Here is a 25956-nt window from a genome sequence, read left to right on the forward strand (position 1 = left end):
TATTTTTTTCAAAAAAATGTAATTGACATATTATTATCATATCATTTTTACACATTTTATTGGCTGAAATAGGCTGGTTTGTATTAAAAGTGATAACTTTGTAACGGCATTGTTCGTAAAATTAGACTCAAAAATAAACAATAAGAAAAATAGAAAACCATGCAGGACGGGAATAACGGAAAGACTATTGTGAGATATGCTATGGAATATGGCATTTATTTTGGTTTATTTCTGATTGTAAAGTTTTTGATTACTACTCAAAGTACTAAATTTATTGCTCTGAATGTATTGGCAGAGATATTGTTTGTTTCCATTCCTTTTGTGCTTTATTATTTAATGAAGATGTATCGAAACAAGGAAAAAGGAAGGGTGGGTTTTGTCCATTTGTGGACATTTGGTATTTTCTTATTTTTCTTTGCATCGTTATTGAGTGGTTTGGTACAGTATGTGTTTTATCAATATATTGATCCCCTTTACCTTGAAAAACAGATTGCGGCGTTATTGGATATGTTGGCAATGTTAAGCAATCAGCAAGGGTCGGAGTTTTTACAAATGATGCGTGAGGGATTAGAGAAAGGGGGAGCACCTACTGCTATTGAAATGGTGTACCAGACAATATTGTCGAATGTATTTTTCGGTTCTTTATTGTCTATGCTTTTAGCTTGGATTATGAGATCTCGTAAATTGAAAATAAATACTTTAAGATAAGAATATGGATATTTCATTGGTTATTCCTTTATATAATGAAGCAGAATCTTTACCTGAATTGACTGCATGGATTGAGCGGGTAATGGATAAGAATGGCTTTTCTTATGAAATATTATTTATTAATGATGGTAGCTCTGATAACTCTTGGAGTGTTATAGAATCTCTTCGTGAGAAAAATAAGAATATAAAAGGAGTGAAATTCCGTAGAAATTATGGCAAGTCTCCGGCATTACATGTAGGTTTTGGTAGAGCTCAGGGAGATGTTGTGATTACGATGGATGCTGATTTGCAGGATAGTCCGGATGAGATTCCAGAACTTTATCGAATGATAACGGAAGATGGATATGATTTGGTATCCGGTTGGAAAAAGAAACGTTATGACCCGTTATCTAAAACTATTCCTACTAAAATATATAATGCGACAGCCCGAAAGGTAACGGGTATATATTTGCATGATTTTAATTGTGGTCTGAAGGCCTATCGAAATGAAGTGGTGAAGAATATTGAGGTTTATGGAGATATGCATCGTTATATTCCCTATTTGGCAAAAAATGCAGGATTTAGTAAAATTGGTGAAAAAGTTGTGCATCATCAGGCTCGTAAGTATGGTAAGACCAAGTTTGGGTTGAATCGTTTTGTTAATGGTTATTTAGATTTGCTGACACTTTGGTTTTTTTCAAAGTTCGGGGCTAAACCGATGCATTTTTTTGGTTTATTAGGAAGTGTGATGTTTATTCTCGGTTTTTTTTCGGCGATAGCAGTAGGAGGATATAAGATTTATGCCCTTTATTCGAATATGCCATATCGATTGGTGACAGATATGCCTTATTTTTATTTGGCTCTTACGGCCATGATATTAGGGACATTACTCTTTTTGACAGGATTTTTGGGTGAATTGATTTCACGGAATGCTGTGGGACGAAATGTTTATAATATAGAAAAGGAGATTTTGTAATTAATATTTAAGAATAGAAAATATATTCGAATGTATCTGGTAGATGACAAAACAAGAGAGAGCGATATGGATATGTTGACATTATCCCGTCTTCGTTGTTCGGTTCGAGATTATGCTTCCCGTAATGTAGAGAAAGAAAAACTTGAATATGTTCTCGAAGCTGCTCGATTGGCTCCTTCTGCAGTAAACTTCCAGCCGTGGTTTTTTGTTGTAATTAAGGGGGAAGAAGGCTGTAACCATATACGTCAATGTTATGATAGAGAGTGGTTTCGTTCTGCACCAATGTATATTTTAGTTTGTGCCGACCATCGTTTTTCTTGGGTACGAAAGTCTGACGGGAAAGACCATGCCGACATTGATGTAGCAATAGCGACAGAGCATATTTGTTTGGCTGCAGCCGAAAAAGAATTAGGGACTTGTTGGGTTTGCAATTTTGATACGGATTTGTGTAAACAATTGTTTAATTTGCCAAATGGTGTTGAACCTGTGGTAATCGTTCCGATAGGTTATCCCAAAGAACCGGAGGTGTTTGTTTCGACACCGAAAAGACGGAAAGCATTTAATGAAATAGTGAAATGGGAAAGTTTCTGAGATATATAACTATAACGTTGCCAGTTTGGTTGGTCCTTATAGCTTTTATTTCATGCAATGACACAGGGTGTATGGAAAATAGAAGCAGCATACCCTATGTGACGATTTATAGTGATTCTACAGTTCCTCAAACTATTTACATAGATTCCCTTACTGTTTATGGTGTTGGACAAATTGGAGACTCTATGCTACTCGATACGGCGATGAATGTTTCTTCTATGTATTTGCCTTTAAGGGACGATAAAGATACCACTCGTTTTGTTATTCGCTATGACCAGAAAAACATACATCCCAGATACAAGACTGATACATTGACATTTGTTTACCATAGCTATGTTTATTTTGCTTCTGCAGAGTGTGGAGCAATGTTTAATTATATTATTGATAGTCTTGGATATACAACGTATCAATTGCAGTCTGCTAAATTGGTGCAGAACGAGATAACTAATTTTAGTACAGAGAATATTCAACTTTTTTATCATGTTGACCAGGTGCAGTAGTTTATTGATAGGAGGGTTGATGTGTGTGTCTTTGATGTTTGCGCAACAACCTCAAAGACCATTGGAAAATAGGAAAAATACACCGGTATCGAGGCCGGTGCAGACAGCCCAAAAGCAGCAGGAACCACCTAAAGAGCCAAAGCATAAATATCCTCTATTGAATAGTGTTTTAGTAGGGATTGACTTGTTTAGTCCAGTGGCCAATTTATTCGGACAAAAATATGGAAATTATGAGGCCAGTGTTGAGTTAGACCTTCATAATCGATTTTTTCCTATTTGGGAAATTGGTATAGGACAGTCAAATAGTACGCCTGAAGATATGAATTTTACATATATAGGAAAGCCCGCTTTATACAATCGTATAGGATTGAATTATAATATAAAATATAATAGTCTGTCATCTGACTATTTTTATATAGGATTGAGATATGGCTTCTCGGCTTTTCATTATGACATAAAAAATATACATTTAGACTCCCCTTATTGGAATCCAGATAGTCCTGTCACAGCGGAAATTTTAAATCAAAAATCCAGGGCACAATGGGTTGAAGGGTTACTTGGGGTCCGGGTGAAAATTTATAAAGGACTGATGATGGGATGGAGTGTGAGATATAAATGGAAAATAAAGGTAAAGGACAATTTTCAATCTTCTCCTTGGTTTATACCTGGGTTTGGTAACTCCGGCTCGTCAGTGGCGTTTACTTATTCCATATATTATAAGCTTCCTTTGTCTTTCAAAAATAAAAAAACAGATAAGCCGTTAACACAATAAATTAATCTTCATTTGCCTATGATGTTGCAAATTGACAGTATAAACAATCAGATAACCGAGTGGGTTACGAGTCTTGATATTACTCCTAAGTGGGGTGGACCGGTATATCAATTGGTAGTATTGTTTATAATATTGTTGTTAGCTATTCTTTCTGATTATGCATGTCGTTTTTTTATTTCACATGTATTACGAAGAATCATTAGAAGTACACGAATTACGTGGGATGATTTACTACTTGACCGTAAGGTTTTAAACCGTTTTGCATTAGTCGTCCCGGCAGTTTTGATATATTTTCTTCTTCCATTAGCTTTTCCACAGCAGCCATTATTGCTGTCTTATTTACTTAAATTTTGTCTTGTTTATATTATTGCAGTTATTTTACGTTTTTTCAGTGCTTTGTTCAATATTTTATTTGAGATATATTCGGAGAAAGAAAAATTTAAGAATCGGCCGTTAAAAGGACTCTTCCAGACATTGCAGGTAATCTTATTTTTTGTTGGCTCTATTTTAATTATCAGTGTAGTCATAGACCGTTCTCCTATGACCTTGTTTGCCGGGTTAGGGGCATCAGCTGCTATACTTTCTTTGGTATTTAAAGATACGATTATGGGCTTTGTGTCGGGTATTCAGTTGTCTGCACATGATATGTTGCGACCTGGAGATTGGATTACGATGGAGAAGCATCGGATTAACGGCCGTGTCATAGAAGTGACATTGAATACTGTGAAAATACGTAATTTTGATAATACCATTCTGACGGTTCCGCCTTATTCTTTAGTCAATGAATCATTTCAGAATTGGAGGGGGATGGAAGAGTCTGAAGGTAGGAGGGTAAAACGCTCTATAAACATAGATGTGAACAGCATTCGTTTTTGTTCGTCAGAGTTATTGATAAAATTATCCCAAATAGAATTGTTTCAAGACGTATTATGTGGATATTTAGGAGGTGAGAACAGCGAGCAAACAAAGGTTTCTAATCTTAAGTTGTTTAGAATTTATATCGAGCGTTATATACAAAGTTTACCTACGACAAATTCTGATATGCTCTATATGGTTCGCTATTTAGAAATGACAGACAAAGGATTGCCAGTGGAATTTTATTTTTTTTCTGCTCAGAAAGTTTGGGTTGATTATGAACATATTGTTGCTGATTTTTTTGATCACGCATTGGCAATATTGCCTGTTTTTGAATTAAAACTGTTTCAAAGTCCGTCTGGTTCAGATTTAGACCGTTTGGTACGAAGACTGGAAAATTGATTTGGAATTTGTAATGAAAAGAACTCTTTTTTCTAAATGACATTTTGTTAAGATGTAGTACATTTACCGAATATAAAAGATGAGGATGAGTATGGGATACAATATGAATATAAAATATGCCTTTTTATTTTGTTTGTTTTATTTTGTTTACTTTTCAGCATATCCTTCTGTAGGAGATTCGATAAAAGTCAGTTTGCTGACTTGTTCTCCAGGAGAAAGGTCTTTTGAGTTGTTTGGACATACAGGTATTCGGGTACAGGGGCCGGAGAAAGATATGGATATTGTTTTCCATTATGGAGTATTTAATTTTAATGCTCCTCATTTTATTTATCGGTTTACAAAGGGTGAGACCGATTATAGTATAGGGACGACATCTTTTCGTAATTTTGTATTGAGTTACGCTGTAAGAAATAGCGGGGTAATGGAGCAAGAGCTGAATTTAACTACTGAAGAGAAGGAGGATTTGTTGCAAGCCTTGGTCGTGAATAATTTACCTCAAAATCGAATATATCGATACAATTTTTTATTTGATAATTGTGCGACTCGACCACGAGATATAGTTGAAAAATGTATCCGGGGGAAAATTGATTATATTGCTCCAGAGGGGCATCCTACTTTCCGTGACATGATACATAAGTGCACATTTAATTTTCCGTGGTTGACATTTGGGATAGATTTAGCTTTGGGAGCCCCGTTGGATAGACAAATATCTTATAGAGAAGAGATGTTTTTACCTTCGGTTCTTATGGAGGCCTTTGGCAATGCTCAAGTAATATCAACTCCTCAAGATAGTGTACGTCCTTTAGTAACAGAATCTTATATAGTAGTACCTGATAGTCATAAGGGGGAGGATAATAGTGTCAGTTATAATCCTTATACGACACCTATGGCTTGTGGAATTTATTTTTTGGTGGTCATATTGATACTATCAGCTTTAGAAATATGGAAGAAGCAGCATTTTAGATGGCTTGATTGTATCATATTTTCTTTTTATGGAATTGTAGGTTGTGTCATTTGTTTTTTGGTTTTTATATCAGAGCATCCGGCCACTTCTCCAAACTATTCTATTATATGGGCAAATCCATTGCAATTATTAATTGCAGTGTTAGTTTGGGTAAAATATTTAAAAAAAGTAGTCAGTTATTATCATTTTGTTAACTTTGCGGTACTTTTGTTGTTTTTGATTGTATGGCACTGGCTGCCGCAATTACTCAATATAGCTTTTATACCGTATATCATAATATTGATAGTACGTTCATTGACTTATATTGGGGTTGACAAGAGACTGAGAAATATATAATATGCCGAAGAAAGATAAAACAATGAATAAAGTTATTGCCTCGTTGCTATTGGCACTGATGGCTGCACCGTTAGCTGCACAGACATCAGGCGATATACCTAAATTGGTTGTAGGCATTACGGTGGATCAGTTGCGGACAGATTATTTGCAAATGATGCAACACCTTTTTAGCGAAAAAGGTTTTAAACGTTTGATGAACGAGGGATTGATGTATGAAAATGTAACATTTGATTTCCCAAAACCCGATCGTGCTTCTGCAACTGCTTCGATTTATACCGGCACATATCCTTCGTATAATGGGATACCATCGAATACCTTGTATAATATTACCCGTAAACGTGTGGAGTCGGTTTTGTTCGACATTAGTAAGATGGGGAATTATACGGATGAGACAGTGTCTGCACAGAACTTATTGACCTCGACAGTTAGTGACGAATTGAAGATTGCCAGTGATGGATTTAGTGCTGTCTATTCAATAGCACCTACTTTTGAACAAGCGATTTTGAGTGCGGGTCATGCTGCAAATTCTGCATTTTGGTTCAATGAGGCAAATGGTAAATGGGCCACTTCGACATATTATAATGATATCCCTGCTTATATTGATGTAGCCAATCGGGAAAATTCTTTATCGGAACGGATAGATACTTTATCTTGGCAGCCATTATTACCGATTTCCAGATATACGGGGTTGCCTTATTTGACGCAGGATTTTTTATTCAAACATGTTTTTTCGAAATATAAGCAACAAAAATATAGCTTGTTTAAGCGTAGCGGGTTAATGAATGAAGAGGTGACCCGTATGGCTCGCACATTTATTGAAAATGGAGGGCTGGGCAGTCATTCTTTACCTGATATGTTGAACATTGGTTATTCTGCTGCCAACTTTCAAGATAAGTCGATACAAGAGTATAGTTTAGAAATACAAGATACCTATATTCGTTTAGATAGGGAATTGGGTCGATTACTCGATTTGATAGATAAAAAGATAGGTCTTAACAATACTGTAATATTCCTTACTTCGACTGGATATTTTAATGGAGAAGGAAAAGAAGCCGGAGTGTTTAATGTCCCTGCCGGAGAGTTTTATCCTAGGAGAGCAACTGCTTTGCTCAATATGTACTTGATGGCTATTTATGGACAGGGAGATTGGGTTGAAGGTTATCATAATCGAGAGATATTCTTAAATCATAAACTTATAACCGATAAGCAGATTCCTTTGGAAGAGATTCAGACTCGAGCTGCTGAATTTATTATTCAAATGACAGGGGTACAAGATGTTGTGACATCGTATCTTTTATTACATGGTCAGTGGAATAATCGTATAGATGCTGTTCGTCGGGGCTACCATCGTAAATTATCAGGGGATTTATTGCTGGAGATCCAGCCAGGTTGGGAAATTGTATATGAAAATATAGATAATACACGTGACTATGTACGTGCCAATGCAATACCGGCTCCATTGTTTTTCTTTGGTAAAAATATAAAACCGCAACATGTAATGAGACCGGTAAAAGCCACAGCTATTGCTCCTACTGTAGCTCGTATATTGCGTATCCGATCTCCAAATGCAGCTTTAGAGTCTGCCTTGCCCGAAATCTACTAATCTTGGGCTTCTTAAACAATGTTCTTATACGGCCAGAATTATGTGATTTAACAGCCGGAAAAATGTAAAAATTTAAACATAAATATAACAATGGGATTTAATGAGATTCTAAAAAAATTATTCGGAAACAAGTCACAAAGAGACTTGAAAGAAATAGACCCTTATGTACAAAAGGTAAAAGCGGTATATCCCGAAATAGAAAAATTGAGTAACGATGAATTACGTGCTCGCATTGATGATGTAAGACAAAGAATACAGTCTGCTGTTGCAGAAGATAAGCAACGTATTGCCGATTTGAAAGCTGGTGTAGAGGACCTGGATTTTGATAAGAGAGAGGCTGTTTGGGATGAAGTTGATAAGATAGAAAAAAATATCCTTGATAAGTATGAAAAAGCTTTGGACGAAGTACTTCCTGAAGTTTTTGCAGTAGTGAAGGATACAGCCCGTCGTTTTGTCGAAAATGAAACCATAGAAGTAACAGCAAATGATTTTGACCGGGATTTGGCAGCAAAGCATGATTTTGTACGTATCGAGGGCGACAAAGCGATTTATCAGAATCATTGGATGGCTGGAGGTAATGAGATTACTTGGGATATGGTGCATTATGATGTTCAGCTTTTCGGTGGTGTCGTTTTGCATAAAGGCAAGATAGCAGAAATGGCAACAGGCGAGGGTAAAACTCTTGTTGCGACTTTACCTGTATTTTTAAATGCTCTGACAGGCAATGGAGTACATGTGGTAACTGTAAATGATTATCTGTCTAAGCGTGACTCTGAGTGGATGGGGCCGTTGTATATGTTTCATGGTTTGTCAGTAGATTGCATAGATAAGCATCAACCAAACTCTGAGGAGCGTCGTATGGCTTATAATGCAGATATAACGTTCGGTACCAATAATGAATTTGGTTTTGATTATTTGCGTGATAATATGTCCGGTTCGCCTAAAGATTTGGTACAGCGTAAGCATAATTATGCAATTGTTGATGAGGTTGACTCAGTCTTGATTGATGATGCTCGTACACCCTTGATTATATCTGGACCTATACCAAAGGGAGAAGAACAGATGTTTGAAGAATTTTGCCCTAAGGTAGAAATGTTGGTGAAAGCTCAGCGGGCATATACGACCAAGTTGCTGACTGAAGCTAAAACAAAGATAGCATCTGAGGATAAAGAGGTAAGAAAAGAAGGTGCACTTTTATTGTTCCGTTCATTTAAAGGTATGCCGAAAAATACTCCGCTGATTAAGTATTTGAGTGAACCGGGAATAAAAGCATTACTATTGGAAACAGAGGCTTATTATATGCAGGAAAACAATCGTAATATGCCTATTGTTACAGACCCGTTGTTGTTTGTAATTGATGAAAAAAATAATAGTATCGAGCTGACTGACAAAGGCCTCGATATGATTACCGGAAATTCCGATGACCCACAATTCTTTGTATTGCCCGATATCGGTTCCCAGCTTTCTGAACTTGAGAATATGGGACTTACAGATGAGGAGAAGCAGTTGAAGAAAGATGAGCTAATGCAAAATTATGCTGTGAAAGCAGAACGTGTGCATACAGTAAATCAACTGCTGAAAGCTTATACTTTGTTTGAGAAAGATGAAGAATATGTAGTTATCGATAATAAAGTGAAAATTGTCGATGAACAGACGGGTCGTATTATGGAGGGACGCCGTTATTCTGACGGTTTACATCAAGCTATCGAAGCAAAAGAAAGAGTAACGGTAGAAGCTGCTACTCAAACTTTTGCAACAATCACATTACAGAATTATTTCCGTATGTATCATAAGTTGGCTGGTATGACCGGTACGGCAGAGACAGAGGCCGGGGAATTCTGGGATATATATAAACTGGATGTTGTTACAATTCCGACTAATAAGCCGATTGCTCGTATCGATATGAATGATCGTGTGTATAAGACGAAGCGTGAAAAATATACAGCTGTTATTGAAGAAATACAGCGTATGGTAGACGCCGGTCGTCCGGTATTAGTAGGTACGACGTCGGTAGATATTTCGGAATTGTTGAGCAAGATGTTGACAATGCGTAAAATAAAGCATAACGTGTTGAATGCTAAATTGCATCAAAAAGAAGCTGAGATTGTAGCTCAAGCCGGTCAGTCGGGAACTGTGACTATTGCAACCAATATGGCGGGTCGTGGTACAGATATCAAGTTATCGCCAGCAGTACGTGAAGCAGGTGGTTTGGCGATTATAGGTACCGAACGTCATGAGTCACGTCGTGTCGACCGACAGTTACGTGGTCGTGCCGGACGTCAGGGGGACCCGGGTTCATCTGTATTCTATGTATCATTAGAAGACAATTTGATGCGATTGTTTAGTTCTGACCGTATTGCTAAGGTGATGGACCGCCTCGGATTCGAAGAAGGAGAAATGATAGAGCATAGCATGATTTCGAAGTCGATAGAGCGTGCACAGCGTAAGGTGGAGGAAAATAACTTTGGTATTCGTAAGCGGTTGCTGGAGTATGATGACGTGATGAATGCTCAACGAGAAGTAATCTATACAAAACGTCATCATGCTTTGCTGGGAGAGCGTATTGGTATCGATATTATGAATATGATGTTCGATGCTGTTCAGGCTATGATTGAGGAGTATTCACAGACTAGCGACTATGATGGACTGCAGGAAGATGTATTTAAGACATTTGCTATCGAGATGCCTTTTACTCGTGAAGAGTTTCGCTCGGAAAAGAATGAACGTTTGGTAGACCGTTTGTTTGAGGCTGTAATGAATGCTTTCAGAAGAAAGACCGATTATATGGCAACTGTTGCTAATCCTATTATTCGTCAAGTATATGAAGAACAGGGTTCGCGTTACGAAAATATATTGATACCTATTACAGACGGTAAACGCATGTACCAGATATCTTGCAATCTAAAAGAGGCATATGATACTGAGTCGAAAGCAATCAATAAGGCATTTCAGAAGTCTATATTGCTTTATACGATAGATGAGGCATGGAAGGAACACTTAAGAGACCTTGACCAATTGAGACAGTCTGTGCAGAATGCCAGTTATGAGCAGAAAGATCCTCTTTTGATTTTCAAATTAGAGTCTTTTGGTTTGTTTAAGACGATGATAGATAATATCAACCGTAAGACTGTTTCGATACTTATGAGAGGACAGATTCCTGTACGTGAACCTGAACAAGTGCGTGAAGCAGCTCCTGAAAGACGGCAAGACTATAGTAAATATCGTACACAGAAAGATTCTTTGGTAGACAGGCAGCAACAAGCTGCGCGAGAGGCCTCAGGGCGTCAGGAGGTTCCTCACGAACCGGTAAAAGTAGGACCTAAGGTTGGCCGCAATGACCCCTGTCCGTGTGGAAGTGGAAAAAAATATAAGAACTGCCACGGACGAGGATTATAATAGATGAATCAAAAACAAAAACGGCAACTTCAAAATCGAAAGTTGTCGTTTTTGTTTATTATATTTTTGATATAAAGATATCTATATGGATAATCTAATTATGATTAGAGAATATAAATCTATAGATAAAAATGCTGTGTTAGAGCTGATTAGATTAAATATTCCTAAATATTTTGCATCAAGTGAAGAAGATGATTTTAGTCGATATTTAGATTCTGAAATAGAGCTTTATTATGTCCTGTTTTTTGACAAAAAACTTGTAGGTTGTGGAGGAATAAATTTTTCAGATAATCGAATGACCGGAAAAATCAGTTGGGACATTTTGCATCCGGAGTATCAGGGAAAGTCTTTGGGAACGTATTTACTGGAATATAGAATTAAAAAACTAAAATCTATTGACAGTGTTCAGAGAATAACAGTTAGAACCTCACAGTTAGCATATAAGTTTTATGAAAAACGAGGTTTTGAGTTGCTTGAAGTTAAGAAAGATTATTGGGCAAGAGGATTTGATATGTATAGAATGGAATATAAAATACAGGATTAACTAAAAGCTAATCCTGTAAAAAATTATAGTATTCGAATATTATTTGTGAGGAGACAAGTTTGCATAGAATGGCAGAATTTTATTTTAGATTTTCCGTTTCGTCGTGAATCGCTTCAAAAATAGCTCGGTCTACCTCTGTCAGTACTTTCCCCCGGCGAGCCATCATCCGTTCGGCAATAGAAAAGAATTTAGACAAAGGAACATCTGAAAATCCGGCTGTACCACCTTCGCTGAACGAGGCTACAAAGTTACGTGGAAATCCGCTACCATGCACATTTACACCTACACCTAAAACAGTAGCAGTGTTGAACATACAGTTAATCCCAGCTTTGGAATGGTCACCCATAATCAGACCGCAAAATTGTAATCCGGTACGTAAAAAACGTCTTGACGGGTAATTCCATAATTTTATTTCACTGTAATCATTTTTCAAGTTTGATGCATTAGTTCCTGCTCCTAAATTACACCACTCTCCGATAACAGCATTTCCTAAGAAACCGTCATGCCCCTTATTTGAATATGCTTGCATTATTACATTATTAAGTTCTCCCCCTACTTTACAATATGGTCCCAGAGTAGTAGCCCCATATATTTTAGTACCCATATTTACGACAACATGTTCGCAAGCAGCGAATGGGGCTCGAATACTTGAGTTTTCCATGATTTCTGTGTCTTTTCCGATATAAATAGGCCCATGTGTTACGTTTAGCGTGACACATTCTATAGAGGCTCCCGGTTCTATAAAAATTTTGGGAGTTCCATCTTCAAAATTGGGGTTACCGATTATTCTGTTTGATGCTGGTAACGGAGCAGATTGTTTTTTTGATGTTATAATCTTGTAATCTCTTTCTAATGCGATATCATTGTTTATAAAAATATCATAAAGTTTATGTAAGGACAATGGTTCGTTTTTTAGAGGGTGAACAACTCCGAAATCATTTTCTTGGAATGCATCCAATGTTCCGTAAAATGCAATAAGTTCATCATTATAAAAGAGAGATTCTTGTTCAGACAATTTATCAAGTTTCTGAATCAATTCTTTATCAGGACAGATATTACCTGCAATGAAATAATTGTTGTCATCAGTCTGTAATGGATATTTTGTTGCCAAGTAATCATTGGTCTTATAAGAGTAATTGCCAGGATACATTTGTTCCCATTTTTCTCGAATGGTAAATATCCCGAAGCGTATGTCAGAGATAGGACGTGTAAAAGTCAGCGGAAGCAGTTCCAGATGTAAAGATTCCGTATCAAAGAGAATAATATTTTTCATAATCTTGTTTTTAGTCTGTATATGTTTGTTCCTCTTCTGAAAGATATACAATAAATGTAGTTGCCCCGATAGTGACTATCGACCCATTTTCAAGAATAACTCTTTCCCTTTTGTTGAGCAACTTGTGCTTTAGGAAAGTACCTGATGTGCTGGGAAAATCCCTCAAAGTATAAATTGTTTTTCCCTGCTTGTTTACTGAAATATTGATAATACAATGTTGCCGTTCCATGGTCGTATCGCTACTCTCGATAGGAACATGTATATTTGTTCCTTTGGAACGTCTGCCAATAATGTTGTCTCCTGCAAAGAGAGGTAATTGCTGTCGGTAGCAATATGCGTTTTCGAGAACAATGATATGACCATATTGAGGTGTGTCATCTGCTTTTGTCTGATTGATTTGGATGCTAAATTTTTTCCCACAGCGAGGACAGACGAAAAATAGAGAACGGCCTTCCTCGTATTTCCGCTCGTTGAAAGTAACGGTATTGTCGCATTTGGGGCACAGTACTTTTTTCATAATTTATTTATTCTAAATACAAAGTTATAGGTAAATTGTGATAAATGCAATCGGGAGTTAAATTATAAATTTATTGGTATCATACGAAATAGAGAGACATTTTGTTATTGAATAATAAGGATTAGTGGCAATTACTTTGTAATTTTGTTTCGAAAAGGAAAACGGATATGTATAATTTGTCTATACAGAATTATTTACAAAAGCATAGTTATCAGAATATAAATTTGAAGGCTGTTCTTATCGATATGGACGGGGTATTATATGATTCTATGCGAAACCATGCACAAGCTTGGTATCTGACGATGACAGAACAAGGGATAAAGTGTTCCCCTGAAGAGTTTTATTTATATGAAGGGCGTACTGGCGCTTCGACAATAAATCTGCTGTTTAATCGAGAATTTGGACATGGAGTTACAGATAAAGAGATTCACCGTATTTACCAGTTAAAGACAGATTATTTTAATCGTATGCCTAAGGCAAAACCTATGCCGGGAGCTGCGGGTTTTCTCGATAATATACGAAAAAAAGGTCTTATTCCCGTTTTAGTTACAGGTTCCGGACAATCATCTTTGATAGATAAGTTGAATCATAGTTATCCGGGAGCTTTTTTGCCTAAATATATGGTTACGGCTTTTGATGTAAAATATGGGAAACCCGACCCGGAACCCTATTTAATGGGGTTGAAGAAAGCGGGTGTAGAGCCTAATCAAGCTATTGTAATAGAAAATGCCCCTTTAGGAGTACAGGCTGGAGTTGCAGCAGGTATATTTACTATCGGTGTGAATACAGGTCCTTTAGATGATAAAGTATTGATAGATGCTGGAGCAGATTTATTATTGAATAGTATGCAGCAGTTATCAGAATCTTTCGATGATATATATTATCAGTTAGAGAATACCAGTTTCTGAAATAAATTTAATTTTGAACAAAATAAACAGTTATGTCACAGTCCATTTTGTTTACTAAAAATATTAGTCAAGCTATAGAAGAAACATTATCTCTCTATACATTTGATAGATTATTTATATTGACCGATACAAATACACATGAATATGCCCTGCCGTTACTGTTAGATTGTCCTAGGCTTGCAGATGCTATAGTGATAACAATCAAAGCCAATGATACACATAAGAATATAGAAGCTTTGGCTGCAGTGTGGTATGAACTAAGTAATCGGAAGGCGACCCGAAAATCCTTTCTAATCAATCTGGGAGGAGGGATGGTAACCGATTTAGGTGGTTTTGCAGCATCTACATTTAAAAGGGGGATTCGGTATATCAATGTCCCTACGACATTATTGGGTGCGGTTGATGCAGCTGTAGGCGGAAAGACAGGAATAAATTTTAATGGATTGAAAAATGAAGTAGGAGTATTTAATCCAGCTTTAGCAGTAATAATTTCGACACAGTTTTTTGTGACATTATCTTGTGAAAATTTATTATCGGGATATGCTGAAATGTTGAAACATGGTCTGATTAGTGGTCCTGCCATTTATAATAAGTTGCTTACGCTTGATTTTTCTGACCCGGATTTAGATAAGCTGTTGCTTTTGGTTGAAGAGTCGGTGAAGGTAAAAGAGGAAATTGTGGAAGCAGATCCTTTTGAAAAAAATATTCGTAAGTCATTGAATTTAGGGCATACGGTAGGGCATGCTTTTGAGAGTCTTTCACACGAACGCCATGCTCCTGTGGCTCATGGTTATGCTGTAGCATGGGGATTGGTCTGTGAGTTATTGTTGTCACATATGCAGTTGAAATTTCCAATTGAACGTATCCGTCAACTTGCGACTTTTATATATGATAACTATGGAGCATTTCCTATAACTTGTGAGGAATATTCTCATTTGTATGAGTTGATGACTCATGATAAGAAAAATGATTCAGGAGAAGTAAATTTTACATTGTTGTCAGATGTAGGAGAAATCATTATAAATCAAACGGCTACAAAAGAAAATATTGAGATTGCTCTTGATCTGTATAGAGATTTGTTTCATTTGTAGATTCATCGAGTAAAGAAATAGAATTATACAATAAAAATATATAATTCTATTTCTTGATATTGATTACTGCCCTTAGAAAATGCCCTGTAATTATCCGAAAGATATTTCAGATAACTACGTTGTTTTGTTGTTTTTTGAAGGATTAGAAATGCCTCGGGCCTCTTCCATGAGGTCCGCCTCCGAAACCAGGACCGTTGGGAGGTGTAGCGTTTTTCCCACCGAAAAGATTAAGCCGATAGATAAAATGTATCATACAATAACTATATATGGCGTTATATTCGGTATCTTGTCTCATAGCTGCGCTGATGGTGCGGCTTATATTACTTTGGTTGTGTAGAATATCATAGAATTGTACACTTATCGTAGCTGCATTTCCTTTGAGAAAATCTTGTGATAATTGTGCATTCCATATCAATTCATCGCGATTCATACTGGCATCTATATATCCTCTGCGGGAATTTTGAGAAATATCTGTAGAGATTGACATATTCCATGGCAGTCGTATATTGGTACTTGCACCATAAGCAAACTGATAAGTATCCATGTTATTGCTTTTTTGATAATTGTTTCGCGAATGTGTGTAATCTATAGAACCGTTAAGAGATAATTCCCACCAGTCGTTCCGGTAAGTTCCACGTAAACGTTCACCGAGAGACAGTCGTTTAGTTGTATTTTTATCGGTATCTGCTGTGATATTTTTATCACTAATATAACTTACCATATTCTGGTAATTAGCGCGTGTAAATGTATTGATAGTGTATTTTTTATTGCGTAAAGCTGTATTAGTGCCCACAATACCGAACAAATTCCAGTTTCCGTTAATATTTTCAGGAGTTGTCGTATAACCGCCGGTCTCTTCATTATAGATTTTCCGGTTGCTGATATCATTTAGTACATTTCGGAAATTAAAGAAGGAAAACATACCCCGTTGAGTTTCAGGTTTGAAAATATTATACTCCATACGTAATTCGTTCGTGAATGCAGGTTTAAGCCCAGGATTTCCAACTGTAATGTTAAGAGGGTCAGTATTATCTGTAATTGGAAGTAAATCAATCATATCGGGTTGAGAACTTCTTCCTCGATATCTTATACGCAACTGGCTTGTTTTTGAAAACTTATAACGAAAGTCTAGTGTTGGAGTGAAATTGAAAACGTTTCGTGTTGTATCTACTTGATAATTACCCTGTGAATATGTTAAAGTGGAATGCTGAGGCTGAAATGATACACCTGCATTGAAATGCATCTTCTCGCGGAGCCATCGGAATGATAAATCCATTTTGTGATTGTAATAATTATACGTTGCACTCTTACTTAAATTTGAATTAAGAGAGCCTCCCTCCGTACCAGCATCAATTTTCCAATCTTGGGGCATGTCGAAAGCCGTATTGTCAGTTTTTGAATGCTTATATTGGAAATTATAACTGAATTGTAAAAATCCTCCTTTAAATATAGGTTCGCTGTATGTAAGTCTGGCATTGTATTCGCTTGTCTTTGTAGGTGTTGTAATATATCGGTTTAGTATTTCCAGTCTGTCTTCTACTGTTTGCTGGAAATATTCGGTTTCGGATATAGAGAATAAGTCACTGTTGCTGTTTGTGTAATTATATCTACCCCGGAATGTTATATTACGACCGTCAGCGTTTAATCTTCTGTTTACAATCATTGAACCTCCGGCATTGATATCATTCCCTTTTTTCAGCGAATTCTTTAGTACGGTATTGACGATATTTGCTTCAGGTACAAGTGAAGTCAGGTCATCTGTTGCAAATAGTTCGTCGGTAGAATATCCGGGGTCTTGATTGAATGTATAAGAATTTTGAGCATTGCTGTTGTTGGTTTTCCCATATTTGATTCGTGGTCGGAAAATAAGAGTAGTCATTGTGTCAGGACGCCATTCGATAAAAAAGTCACCGATCAAATTTGTTGTTTTATTTCGTGTATAATCCAGTGCATTCTTGAATGAACTGTTTTCTGTTGATACAAATGTTTCTGAAGATTGCTTACTTACTATGTCAGCATCTTTATAATTAAAATTAACACTCCCTTCTGTTTTTAATTTTGTTGATTCTGTTGCGAAATTGAACCCTCCCATTTTGATAGCAGTCAGTCCGTTTTCTTTTCTGTGAAAACCACCTCCGCCACCGGGAAAACTATTATCATTTACATTATTTGCTGATCCGATTACAGTAAATCTATTATTATTTTTGAAATAATTTGCCAATAATTTTCCGCTGTATCGGTCTTTCGTGCCGATAGCGCCATCGACATTACCAAAAAATCCCTGGTTCATTCCGGGTTTGACGCTTAAATCCAGGACTGTTTCTTCCTCTCCATCTTCTATACCAGTAACTCGTGCCATATCCGACTGCTTATCGTAAGCCCTTACTTTTTCGATGATGTTTACCGGAAGATTTTTCATGGCTATATTGGGATCATCAGCAAAAAATTCTTTCCCATCAATCATAATTTTAGTGATTTCTTTCCCGTTAATTGTAATCTTTCCATTCTCATCGACTTCTGCTCCAGGTAACTTTTTAACGAGCTCTTCCAATGCAGAACCTTCGGGAACACGGTAAGCAGAACTATTGTAAACTAAGGTGTCTTCTGATGCAGTCACCTCTGGAGCTTGCCCAACGATGACGGCTTCTCGTAACATAATAGCATCTGTATGTAACTCGATATTTCCTATGTTAATATCGGGTTTTGCTTTAGTTAAAGTGATAGGAGTGAATGTTGGTTTATAACCAATAAAGGAAACTTTCAATAGATATTTTCCAATAGGCGCAGGTATTGAAAAATGTCCATCCAAGTTTGTTGCATTCCCTGCTATCATTGAGCTGTCTCGCAAAGATAAGATTTGTACTGTTGCCTGTATAACGGGAGATTTATCATTACTATCAATTACTACACCTGAAACTTTACCTTTATTGTTGTTTTGTGCGAAGAGGGATTCTCCGACAAATAATAACAATATCCCTATGACCCATTTACTCATTATATAAAATATATTCAAAAAGTTAATTGTTCTTTTGACGAAGAAATATAAGAAAGGTTTAATCGCCTAAACTTTTTTAAAACTTATTTTTTTAAGTTGACTTTTTGATTTGAAATTTGATAATGAAGATTTCCTTTTATTTTTTAAAGAAAATGAAAAATAAAAGGGCTTGTATAGGAAACAGAGAAATTTAAATATTATTTTGGGCTAAGAGAGACAATATAAAGTGGTTACAATCTTATTTATAAATATATATCAGAATAGTACGGAATAAAAATATTGATTTTTTTTGCTATTTAAAAATAAAAAATTACTTTTGCAGTCACAAATAATCGGGGCGTAGCTCAGTCCGGTTAGAGTACACGTCTGGGGGGCGTGTGGTCGCTGGTTCGAATCCAGTCACCCCGACATTGATAATCAGCCATTTACTTGTTTGTAAGTGGCTGATTTATTTTTAATGGAGTACGTTTGGAACTCAGATTTATTATTTAATTACATCACTTATTTAGCTTATACTACATTCATTTTCTCAATTGAAGATAAATCAGAATAAATGTTATTGTTGAAGTTGAAATAGTTGTTTACAACTTAAGAATTGATCGATTGTTCAAAATAGCTAAAATAATTTCTAATATCCAAAATACCGATAGTCCACATTTTAGATATTCGGAAACAATCAATTCCTTTTCAAACGGTGTGAAACTGTAGCTTGATGTTCCTTTTCGTAAGTCCTGCCTCGCCAAAAATTTCATAGCGTGATACCCAAATTTCAACTATATGATGGTCTGAATCTTGTCCTTTAATATAGCCTGTTAAGAGGATAGCCGCCTCTTATTTTACTGACAATATTAAGTTTTGTTTCAAATGAATGTCTCATAATAAAACTGCACTTCAAAAGTTTTTGTCTAACTTTTGGGGTGCAGTTTACAATGACTATATCTAATTGACAGATATCTTTTTGTGTTGCTGTTTCAAGATCAATAGCAATAAAATTAATGTTTTTCATAGCGTTTGGTATTAGAATGGCGAATTCTCTATAAAAGAGTGTTTCCAACTGGTATAGTTTCTGGAATCCGGTTATTTACGGATCACGCTCTCTTATAGAGGATTCATATCGAAATATATTAAGGGGGAATGCAAATATTGCGAATAAATTCGGAACAACAAAAGGGAAAAGCAGTTTTGTAAACTTAATATTCGGAGAGTTTGTCGGACAGGGTTTTTCGAATAAATTCTATTTTTTGCCTTACAGATACGACCGGGATGTTCATTTCCTTGGCAATTTCCCGATAATTATGGTTGGATAAGTACAATCCCAGCAATAAGCGATATTCTTCATTCAGGGAGTCAGTTATGATTTTATTTACTAACTTTAGCCCGCAAAGTGGAGATAAAGGCACTTTATTGTTTGTTTCTGAAAAATATTCTTTCATAAACTTCAAATCCGGATCTTCAATCATCGCTCTTTTATGATTTTTAGGAATGAACTTTATATGCCTATACAATGTTTTATAAATGGCTCTTAGCCAAGAGATCCGGACAATGCTTTGAAAAAGGCGTTCTAAACGATACTTGCATAAATACAACGATAAAGAGTAAAATTTTTTCATGGCTACCCAATTTATTGTTAATAATATAAAGTAGCCTCCGCCTGTTCTGAATGGCAGTTTTTGAACAAAAAATACACTACTAATGTATTTAAAGGCGGAGGCTCTTTAACCTTAACCCATTATACATTAATAGTGTATTTCAAAAACTGCACTACAAACGTAAACATTTTATTCGAATTTCTGACAAAATTTCATGAAAAAATATAATTTTTAAATTGAGAAGGATTTTATAAATTGGCAAATTTCGCCCGAAGGTATGTTTTAAGCTAAAAAATGACCTTTTTGGATAATGGATACATTTATTTTATGCTTATTTCGGATATTTGCGGTGAGGTTCGAGCGAAAGGGATCCATCTCTCGGCATCTCCCTCTCTAGCGTATATTCCTTTTATTGCAGTTTTATTATTTATATATAATACACTATAATGTATATTGGGCTATAATACTATGTGTGAATTATGTATGTGTCTGTATTTCAATTGTTTATTGTATTATAAGGATAGATTTTTATCGAGGTATATGCAAGAGATATGTCATTCATTTATATGGTAACATAACAGCGTAGCCCCTTGAGATAAGTGATTTCACTTCTCAGTTTTGCCGCTTCGTCCATTGCCGTCTGAGCTTTTTCCATCATTTCAAAGTAGTCTTTTACCAGTTTGTCGCACCTCTTTGTCAAATAATCGTAGTCGCCTTGGTGCAAATCCTGCTTTTTCTGTTCATTATCGAGCATCAAGTCTTCAGCTGTGGCAAAAGCTTTTTTGCGCTCCGCCCTGAAAAAGAGGAATTGGAAGATGTTCAACCCGCCGAAAAGACTTGTCAATATGATCAGCAACTCGTTCATAATCCAAAGTTATCGGTTTCCCGGTCGCCCGAAAAGGACAATTTCTTGGCATCGAACAGGTCGAAAGCCTGTTGGTCGAACATCAGCGTCCAGCCTATGGATTCGAACTCGGGGCTGATAACCGGTGTTATGGAATGCTTGTCCGAAATCTTCTTGAATGAATAACGCTCCCGTTGCTCCTGTATCATTAGGTTCCGCATCCGGGTCACCATGTCCAGCGTGTTTGCGGAGATTAATGTCTGGTCTACGGGTCTCCGGTAAATTCGGTTGTCTTTCCGGCGATCGTAACCGCTACCTGAAAAGTATCGGCAATCCGGTTCGACTTGTCGGTTTCGGTCTTTATATCTCCATAATCGACAAACAGGTAATAGCCGGTCAGTTGAGAGACACAGGTTTTCACGGCATCAAAATTAGGGCCGAATACAAATCCACCTACTTCGGGAAGTACAGGTGCATCGGTCATCGCTTCGACAAGCGATTTTAAAGAGTCGTATCCGGGAATCTCCGAACGGCCCTTGTTGAAGATATCGAGTACTTCCTGCCGTTGTGGGAAGCGGGCGAAGTATAGAAACAGATTGATGATGATATTTCCGTTCATGACAATATTTTGTTTATGATTTTTATCGGTAATTTGGATATTATAATATTGATAATCATTTATTTAATTGTTGGTAAATGACTGATTTGTTTTATTGGAATATCTCTGGAACATAAATTCGTTGTTTATCCTATTCTATTGTTTGTAAAATCTACGTTTCGTAAAGATATATGATAAATGAGGGCAAGAGCATTTATTGGAATAGTTTTTTAAATTGTTTCTATGGATGTGGGTCATTAAATGATTAGCTATATCCTTAGTCTTTTACTACTTCGTTTTTGATAATCTTAGAATATTGTAGCAGGTGTGAATTTATATAAAAATTGGCTGGATTATGGTTATTATGTTGAAAGGATATTTAAGCATTAAAAAATAGAATATATGTTAAATCTTAATTGGTGTTTCAAACTTGTTATTTGTGTAACATGTTGTTTAAAATGTAACAGTTTTGAAAATAAATAAAAAAATGAGATTATTATTCGAAGCATGTGTAATATTTTATGATATAACCAATTAATATATTTAATTTATGAGAAAGTCTATAATTTTATCAGCATTCGTGATAACTGCATTAACAGTGAATGCTCAGACTGACCAGATGGCCCTTCAAGGAACAAAGTTGAAGGACAATTGGTCGATAGAACTTAAAACCGGTATGGTAACTCCATTGACCCATAGTTCATTCTTTAAAGATGCTCGTTTTACTTTCGGATTAGGAGTGACTAAGCAATTGACTCCTATTTTTGGTATGGAATTTCAAGGTATGGGGTATGTAAATACGACGCAGAGTAAGACGGCTATTGATGTATCTGATGTCAGCTTATTGAACAAATTTAATTTGATGAATCTTTTTGGTGGTTATACCGGGACTCCTCGTTTATTTGAGATGGAAGCTGTTGCCGGTATTGGATGGATGCATTATTATATGAATGGTCCCGGTGATGATAATTCTTGGTCTACTCGCTTTGGTTTGAACTTTAATTTCAATTTTGGAGAAAGCAAAGCTTGGACTTTGGGGATAAAGCCGGCGATAGTATATGATATGGAAGGGGATTTTAATGCTGCAAAAAGCCGTTTTAATGCTAATAATGCTGCTTTTGAATTGACCGCTGGTGTTGCTTATCATTTTAAGGGAAGTAACGGAAAACACCATTTTACAAAGGTAAGAGTTTATGATCAGGCAGAAATCAATCAGTTAAATGCTAATATAAATAATCTCCGTTCTCAGGTGGATAATAGGAATAGCCAGATAAATAGTGCTGCCCAGAGAATCCAAGTGTTACAGAGCGAACTTGATAATTGTCGTAATCAAGCTGCTAAGGTGCAGACAGTTGTAGAAGTTGAGACGAGTCGTGTCCCAGAGTCGATTATAACATTCCGACAAGGACGTTCTACTGTTGACGCATCGCAGTTGCCTAATGTTGAGCGTGTTGCAAATTATATGAAGAAGCATGCAGATGTGACAGTCGTAATTAAAGGATATGCATCTCCTGAGGGAAATCTCGAATTCAATAAGAAACTTGCACAGGCACGAGCTGAGGCTGTCAAATCTATTTTAGTGAAGAAATACAAGATTAATACATCTCGTATAACTGCTGAAGGGCAAGGAATTGGGGATATGTTTACAGATCCGGATTGGAATCGTGTAAGTATTTGTACTATTGAAGAGTTGGAAGTTGCTAAATGATAAAAAAGTTTGATTTATTACAAAAACTCTCGTCACTTTTTACAATGACGAGAGTTTTTTGTAAAGATGTGTCATTTTGTATATGAATTGGCTTAGTGTTTTTTGGGGACAGGAGGATATTTTTATATATTTAATTCTAAATTAAATATAAATATTGATTTTTTTGAAGATAATGGTATTTTCAGAAGCTATTTTCTTAGGTAATAAAAAAATCTTTTATCTTTGTGATTAAATATAGAAGTGCCTCATTTATGCTAAGAAAGTTTTTACTGTTATTTTTTTCATCTTTCTTTTTGGGGTTAAGTGGAAGTAACATTCATTATGGATTAACCTTTAATTCTCATGCTGTGAATCAGGATGTAAGAACGTCTTTAAATCTTACTCCGGATATGCCGATGTCTTTTTCGGAGGGTTTTTCTATAGAATTCGATATTAAATTTAATCCTGGCGTACAAGCTTATGGGTATGTCTGTAGAATTATTTCCGGAGATGACAGTAGTTTCGACATTATTTCAAATATTAATGCCAAAAAATTAAATTGTGTTTTAATTGACGTTGATAAAGCTTTATCAAATGTCGATTTTAAGATATCTGTTCCTCAGAATAAGAGTGATTGGAGTAAAATGAAGATTAAATTTGGTCGAGATAATATTGTTTGTTCGATTAATGATATTTCTCAGACTATTCCTTATTCGTTTAAGAGATTCGATGATATTAAAGTTATTTTCGGCAAAAATTGGGACAAAATGTTTTATAGTTCTGATGTCCCTCCGATTACAATTAAAGATGTCATTATTCGAGATATTAAAAAAAATGTATTATACTCTTGGAAGTTAGATAAGTATGCGGGGAAAAAAGTGTATGACGATATATCTAGACGGGAAGCTTTAGTTGAGAACGGTAGTTGGGATATCGATAAGTATATTAAGTGGCATAAAGAAATATCGATACCTGTAACAGAGCGATATGCCCAGATTGCATTTGATTCTATTCAGAATCGTTTTTTTATAGCAACATCAGATTCTATGATATTTTTTGATATGGATGATTTCCATGTTGAAAGGATAAAGACACAGAAAGGTTCGCCTTTTGGAGCAGGAGGTAGTAGCCAGATGATTTATGACCGTAAGAATGACAGGCTGATTTCATACAGTTTGCTATATCCTGATTTTATACTTTATGATTTTGCAAAAAATGAATGGTCTGGGGATAAATTAGATCAGAGATTTGCACCGGCCCATCATCATAATCGCTTTATTGATGTAGAAAAAAATTGTTTGGTAACGTTTGGTGGATATGGGTATCAGACTTATAAAGCATGGATGTCTACCCATTCGTTAGATGGGGGGGATTGGGATATAGAAGATATGGTAGATTCTATAGCTCCTCGTTATTTATCTGCTTTAGGTTATCTGGGCGAAGGGAAGTTTTTGATTTTAGGCGGGTATGGGAGTATTTCAGGTCGGCAAGAAGAGTCGCCTAAGAATTTTTATGACTTGTATGAGTTGGATTCGCGGAAGAAGACTTGTAAGAAATTATTTGATTTGACTTTTCCAAAGGAACCTGTGGCTTTTTCTAATTCGATGATTGTCGATAAAGATAAAGTGTATGCTTTAGCCTATAACAATAATCGTTTCCATACCCAACTTAATTTGTGTGAGATAAGTCTTTCTGATGGTTCTGTTTCTATTCTTGCCGATTCCATACCTTATAATTTTTTGGATATGGAATCGTTTTGTGACCTTATATTGGATGAGGAGAAAACAATGTTATATGCAATTCTATTGCAGAAAACACACTCTGTGGGGTATAGTGTAGATTTGTATTCTTTAGCATATCCGCCCTTACGGATGTCAGACGTAGTTCAAAAGGTTTTGCCAGGTCAGGGTAGAGATAGGTCATTTATCTGGGGTTTGCTTTCATCTTTGTTTATTATCGTATTTGCGGGAATATATGTCATATTGAAAGTCAAGAAAAAAAGTGCTCAAAAGAAAAAGGAGAAAAATATTGTTCCACAATCTGAAGTTCTTAAGAAAAAGACGACTATTGAATTGAAGACACCTGTTTCTACAGTTAAGTTGTTAGGAGGGTTTCAGGTATTTGATAAGGAGGGGAAAGACATAACCGATAGTTTTACCTCCATTGTAAAACAAATATTTTTGTATATTTTGCTGAGTACGATTAAGGATGGAAAGAAAGTTACTTCTGAGAAATTGGATGAGACTTTTTGGTTCGAAATGGATAAGGCTAGTGCATCAAATAATAGGAGTGTTAATATTCGTAAATTGAGATTATTGCTCGAAAAAGTTGGAAATTTGGCAGTCGTAAATAAAAAGTCTTATTGGTTTGTTGAAATAGGCAAGGATATTATTTGCGATTATAACGAGATAATGCTTTTATTAAAGAAAGTAAAAGAAGAGAATATTATACGAATAGATTTACTGAATGCAATTTTGGATATAGCGCAAAATGGGGCACTCCTTCCTAATTTAAATACAGAGTGGGTCGATAGTTATAAATCAGAATATTCCAATTTATTGATAGAAATTTTATTGAAATCCATTTCCTTGACTGAAGTTGAATCTGATTTAAATTTACAGGTGAGAATAGCAAATGTAATTTTGCTTCACGATAATATTGACGAAGAGGCTATACAAATAAAATGTCGGGCTTTGTTTTTGTTGGGACAAAAGGGGGCTTCAAAACAGTGTTTTGATAAATATGTCCAAGATCACCAGCGTCTCCTTAATTCTAATCCTAAAATCAATTATGAAAATATTATAACCCGATGAACTTTGTTTCTAAGA

The 25956-nt window shown here is 35.9% G+C and carries 21 protein-coding genes and 1 tRNA gene; 15 read left to right on the forward strand and 7 right to left on the reverse strand.

From position 1 onward, the window contains the following. Positions 1-159 precede the first annotated feature (159 nt). The 10 genes from Cop2CBH44_RS13495 (at position 160) to Cop2CBH44_RS13540 (ending at position 11626) form a co-directional block, all read left to right on the forward strand. Positions 160-708 carry a DUF4199 domain-containing protein gene (locus tag Cop2CBH44_RS13495; RefSeq protein WP_021931917.1) on the forward strand — a complete coding sequence of 183 codons (549 nt, stop codon included), beginning with the start codon at positions 160-162 and terminating at the stop codon, positions 706-708. Between the two features lie 4 nt (positions 709-712). Next, complete coding sequence (locus Cop2CBH44_RS13500; RefSeq protein WP_021931916.1) at positions 713-1663, forward strand: glycosyltransferase family 2 protein; 951 nt, start codon at positions 713-715, stop codon at positions 1661-1663. A 66-nt stretch (positions 1664-1729) separates the two neighbouring features. Continuing rightward, on the forward strand, positions 1730-2254 hold the full coding sequence (locus Cop2CBH44_RS13505; RefSeq protein WP_200755981.1) for a nitroreductase family protein: 525 nt from the start codon (positions 1730-1732) through the stop codon (positions 2252-2254). Next, the gene (locus Cop2CBH44_RS13510; protein ID WP_021931914.1) at positions 2239-2754 is read left to right on the forward strand and encodes a DUF6452 family protein; all 516 of its coding nucleotides are present in this window, start codon (positions 2239-2241) and stop codon (positions 2752-2754) included. Before Cop2CBH44_RS13505 ends, Cop2CBH44_RS13510 begins: the two co-directional genes overlap by 16 nt. Then, on the forward strand, positions 2735-3526 hold the full coding sequence (locus Cop2CBH44_RS13515; protein WP_200755005.1) for a DUF6048 family protein: 792 nt from the start codon (positions 2735-2737) through the stop codon (positions 3524-3526). Before Cop2CBH44_RS13510 ends, Cop2CBH44_RS13515 begins: the two co-directional genes overlap by 20 nt. Positions 3527-3544: 18 nt before the next feature. Continuing rightward, positions 3545-4783 (forward strand): mechanosensitive ion channel family protein, encoded by a 1239-nt coding sequence (locus Cop2CBH44_RS13520; RefSeq protein WP_200755006.1) that lies wholly within the window; start codon positions 3545-3547, stop codon positions 4781-4783. A gap of 79 nt (positions 4784-4862) precedes the next feature. Then, positions 4863-6083, forward strand: a complete 1221-nt coding sequence (locus Cop2CBH44_RS13525) for a lipoprotein N-acyltransferase Lnb domain-containing protein (protein WP_200755007.1) — start codon at positions 4863-4865, stop codon at positions 6081-6083. 22 nt (positions 6084-6105) lie between these two features. Further along, positions 6106-7686 carry an alkaline phosphatase family protein gene (locus Cop2CBH44_RS13530; RefSeq protein ID WP_200755008.1) on the forward strand — a complete coding sequence of 527 codons (1581 nt, stop codon included), beginning with the start codon at positions 6106-6108 and terminating at the stop codon, positions 7684-7686. A 90-nt stretch (positions 7687-7776) separates the two neighbouring features. After that, positions 7777-11082: a preprotein translocase subunit SecA gene (gene secA, locus Cop2CBH44_RS13535; protein WP_200755009.1), complete on the forward strand. Its 3306-nt coding sequence runs from the start codon at positions 7777-7779 to the stop codon at positions 11080-11082. 85 nt (positions 11083-11167) lie between these two features. Continuing rightward, positions 11168-11626, forward strand: a complete 459-nt coding sequence (locus tag Cop2CBH44_RS13540) for a GNAT family N-acetyltransferase (RefSeq protein WP_200755010.1) — start codon at positions 11168-11170, stop codon at positions 11624-11626. A gap of 79 nt (positions 11627-11705) precedes the next feature. Here the strand turns inward: Cop2CBH44_RS13540 and Cop2CBH44_RS13545 are convergent, their stop codons facing one another. Both Cop2CBH44_RS13545 and Cop2CBH44_RS13550 read right to left on the reverse strand, forming a co-directional pair. Continuing rightward, the gene (locus Cop2CBH44_RS13545) at positions 11706-12899 is read right to left on the reverse strand and encodes a putative sugar nucleotidyl transferase (RefSeq protein ID WP_200755011.1); all 1194 of its coding nucleotides are present in this window, start codon (positions 12897-12899) and stop codon (positions 11706-11708) included. Between the two features lie 10 nt (positions 12900-12909). Beyond that, positions 12910-13416, reverse strand: coding sequence for an FHA domain-containing protein (locus tag Cop2CBH44_RS13550; protein ID WP_021931907.1), 507 nt, complete (start codon positions 13414-13416; stop codon positions 12910-12912). Positions 13417-13583: 167 nt separating this feature from the next. Between Cop2CBH44_RS13550 and Cop2CBH44_RS13555 the strand changes: the two genes are divergently transcribed. Both Cop2CBH44_RS13555 and aroB read left to right on the forward strand, forming a co-directional pair. Next, entirely contained in the window at positions 13584-14324 is a 741-nt protein-coding gene (locus Cop2CBH44_RS13555; protein ID WP_021931906.1) for an inorganic diphosphatase, read from the forward strand. Positions 14325-14356: 32 nt separating this feature from the next. Continuing rightward, positions 14357-15415, forward strand: a complete 1059-nt coding sequence (gene aroB, locus Cop2CBH44_RS13560) for a 3-dehydroquinate synthase (RefSeq protein ID WP_200755012.1) — start codon at positions 14357-14359, stop codon at positions 15413-15415. A gap of 142 nt (positions 15416-15557) precedes the next feature. Here the strand turns inward: aroB and Cop2CBH44_RS13565 are convergent, their stop codons facing one another. Further along, positions 15558-18410 carry a TonB-dependent receptor gene (locus Cop2CBH44_RS13565; RefSeq protein ID WP_200755013.1) on the reverse strand — a complete coding sequence of 951 codons (2853 nt, stop codon included), beginning with the start codon at positions 18408-18410 and terminating at the stop codon, positions 15558-15560. Between the two features lie 333 nt (positions 18411-18743). Between Cop2CBH44_RS13565 and Cop2CBH44_RS13570 the strand changes: the two genes are divergently transcribed. Next, positions 18744-18818 (forward strand) — tRNA-Pro (locus tag Cop2CBH44_RS13570). Between the two features lie 782 nt (positions 18819-19600). Here Cop2CBH44_RS13570 and Cop2CBH44_RS13575 read toward each other — a convergent pair. The 4 genes from Cop2CBH44_RS13575 to Cop2CBH44_RS13590 form a co-directional block, all read right to left on the reverse strand. Beyond that, positions 19601-19870 (reverse strand): RNA polymerase sigma factor, encoded by a 270-nt coding sequence (locus Cop2CBH44_RS13575; protein ID WP_200755014.1) that lies wholly within the window; start codon positions 19868-19870, stop codon positions 19601-19603. Positions 19871-20561: 691 nt separating this feature from the next. After that, positions 20562-20864, reverse strand: coding sequence for a hypothetical protein (locus Cop2CBH44_RS13580; RefSeq protein ID WP_200755015.1), 303 nt, complete (start codon positions 20862-20864; stop codon positions 20562-20564). Beyond that, the gene (locus Cop2CBH44_RS13585) at positions 20861-21076 is read right to left on the reverse strand and encodes a hypothetical protein (RefSeq protein ID WP_200755016.1); all 216 of its coding nucleotides are present in this window, start codon (positions 21074-21076) and stop codon (positions 20861-20863) included. Before Cop2CBH44_RS13585 ends, Cop2CBH44_RS13580 begins: the two co-directional genes overlap by 4 nt. Positions 21077-21108: 32 nt before the next feature. Continuing rightward, on the reverse strand, positions 21109-21462 hold the full coding sequence (locus Cop2CBH44_RS13590; RefSeq protein WP_200755017.1) for a hypothetical protein: 354 nt from the start codon (positions 21460-21462) through the stop codon (positions 21109-21111). Positions 21463-21991: 529 nt separating this feature from the next. Between Cop2CBH44_RS13590 and Cop2CBH44_RS13595 the strand changes: the two genes are divergently transcribed. After that, a complete protein-coding gene (locus tag Cop2CBH44_RS13595; protein WP_021931899.1) occupies positions 21992-23149 on the forward strand; it encodes an OmpA family protein in 1158 nt (385 codons plus the stop codon). Positions 23150-23400: 251 nt separating this feature from the next. Beyond that, positions 23401-25941, forward strand: a complete 2541-nt coding sequence (locus Cop2CBH44_RS13600) for a hypothetical protein (RefSeq protein ID WP_200755018.1) — start codon at positions 23401-23403, stop codon at positions 25939-25941. The last annotated feature ends 15 nt before the right edge of the window (positions 25942-25956 follow it).

Source organism: Coprobacter secundus subsp. similis, from assembly GCF_015097275.1.
In the GTDB taxonomy this organism is placed as follows: Bacteria; Bacteroidota; Bacteroidia; order Bacteroidales; family Coprobacteraceae; genus Coprobacter; species Coprobacter secundus.

Coding starts and splice junctions, on each gene's coding strand:
- Cop2CBH44_RS13600 (WP_200755018.1), top strand. CDS start 23,401: ATGCTAAGAAAGTTTTTACTGTTATTTTTTTCATCTTTCTTTTTGGGG.
- Cop2CBH44_RS13545 (WP_200755011.1), bottom strand. CDS start 12,899: ATGAAAAATATTATTCTCTTTGATACGGAATCTTTACATCTGGAACTG.
- secA (WP_200755009.1), top strand. CDS start 7,777: ATGGGATTTAATGAGATTCTAAAAAAATTATTCGGAAACAAGTCACAA.
- Cop2CBH44_RS13590 (WP_200755017.1), bottom strand. CDS start 21,462: ATGAACGGAAATATCATCATCAATCTGTTTCTATACTTCGCCCGCTTC.
- Cop2CBH44_RS13595 (WP_021931899.1), top strand. CDS start 21,992: ATGAGAAAGTCTATAATTTTATCAGCATTCGTGATAACTGCATTAACA.
- Cop2CBH44_RS13555 (WP_021931906.1), top strand. CDS start 13,584: ATGTATAATTTGTCTATACAGAATTATTTACAAAAGCATAGTTATCAG.
- Cop2CBH44_RS13515 (WP_200755005.1), top strand. CDS start 2,735: ATGTTGACCAGGTGCAGTAGTTTATTGATAGGAGGGTTGATGTGTGTG.
- Cop2CBH44_RS13540 (WP_200755010.1), top strand. CDS start 11,168: ATGGATAATCTAATTATGATTAGAGAATATAAATCTATAGATAAAAAT.
- Cop2CBH44_RS13495 (WP_021931917.1), top strand. CDS start 160: ATGCAGGACGGGAATAACGGAAAGACTATTGTGAGATATGCTATGGAA.
- Cop2CBH44_RS13500 (WP_021931916.1), top strand. CDS start 713: ATGGATATTTCATTGGTTATTCCTTTATATAATGAAGCAGAATCTTTA.
- Cop2CBH44_RS13565 (WP_200755013.1), bottom strand. CDS start 18,410: ATGAGTAAATGGGTCATAGGGATATTGTTATTATTTGTCGGAGAATCC.
- Cop2CBH44_RS13585 (WP_200755016.1), bottom strand. CDS start 21,076: ATGGTGACCCGGATGCGGAACCTAATGATACAGGAGCAACGGGAGCGT.
- Cop2CBH44_RS13510 (WP_021931914.1), top strand. CDS start 2,239: ATGGGAAAGTTTCTGAGATATATAACTATAACGTTGCCAGTTTGGTTG.
- aroB (WP_200755012.1), top strand. CDS start 14,357: ATGTCACAGTCCATTTTGTTTACTAAAAATATTAGTCAAGCTATAGAA.
- Cop2CBH44_RS13530 (WP_200755008.1), top strand. CDS start 6,106: ATGAATAAAGTTATTGCCTCGTTGCTATTGGCACTGATGGCTGCACCG.
- Cop2CBH44_RS13525 (WP_200755007.1), top strand. CDS start 4,863: ATGAGGATGAGTATGGGATACAATATGAATATAAAATATGCCTTTTTA.
- Cop2CBH44_RS13520 (WP_200755006.1), top strand. CDS start 3,545: ATGATGTTGCAAATTGACAGTATAAACAATCAGATAACCGAGTGGGTT.
- Cop2CBH44_RS13575 (WP_200755014.1), bottom strand. CDS start 19,870: ATGATTGAAGATCCGGATTTGAAGTTTATGAAAGAATATTTTTCAGAA.
- Cop2CBH44_RS13580 (WP_200755015.1), bottom strand. CDS start 20,864: ATGAACGAGTTGCTGATCATATTGACAAGTCTTTTCGGCGGGTTGAAC.
- Cop2CBH44_RS13550 (WP_021931907.1), bottom strand. CDS start 13,416: ATGAAAAAAGTACTGTGCCCCAAATGCGACAATACCGTTACTTTCAAC.
- Cop2CBH44_RS13505 (WP_200755981.1), top strand. CDS start 1,730: ATGGATATGTTGACATTATCCCGTCTTCGTTGTTCGGTTCGAGATTAT.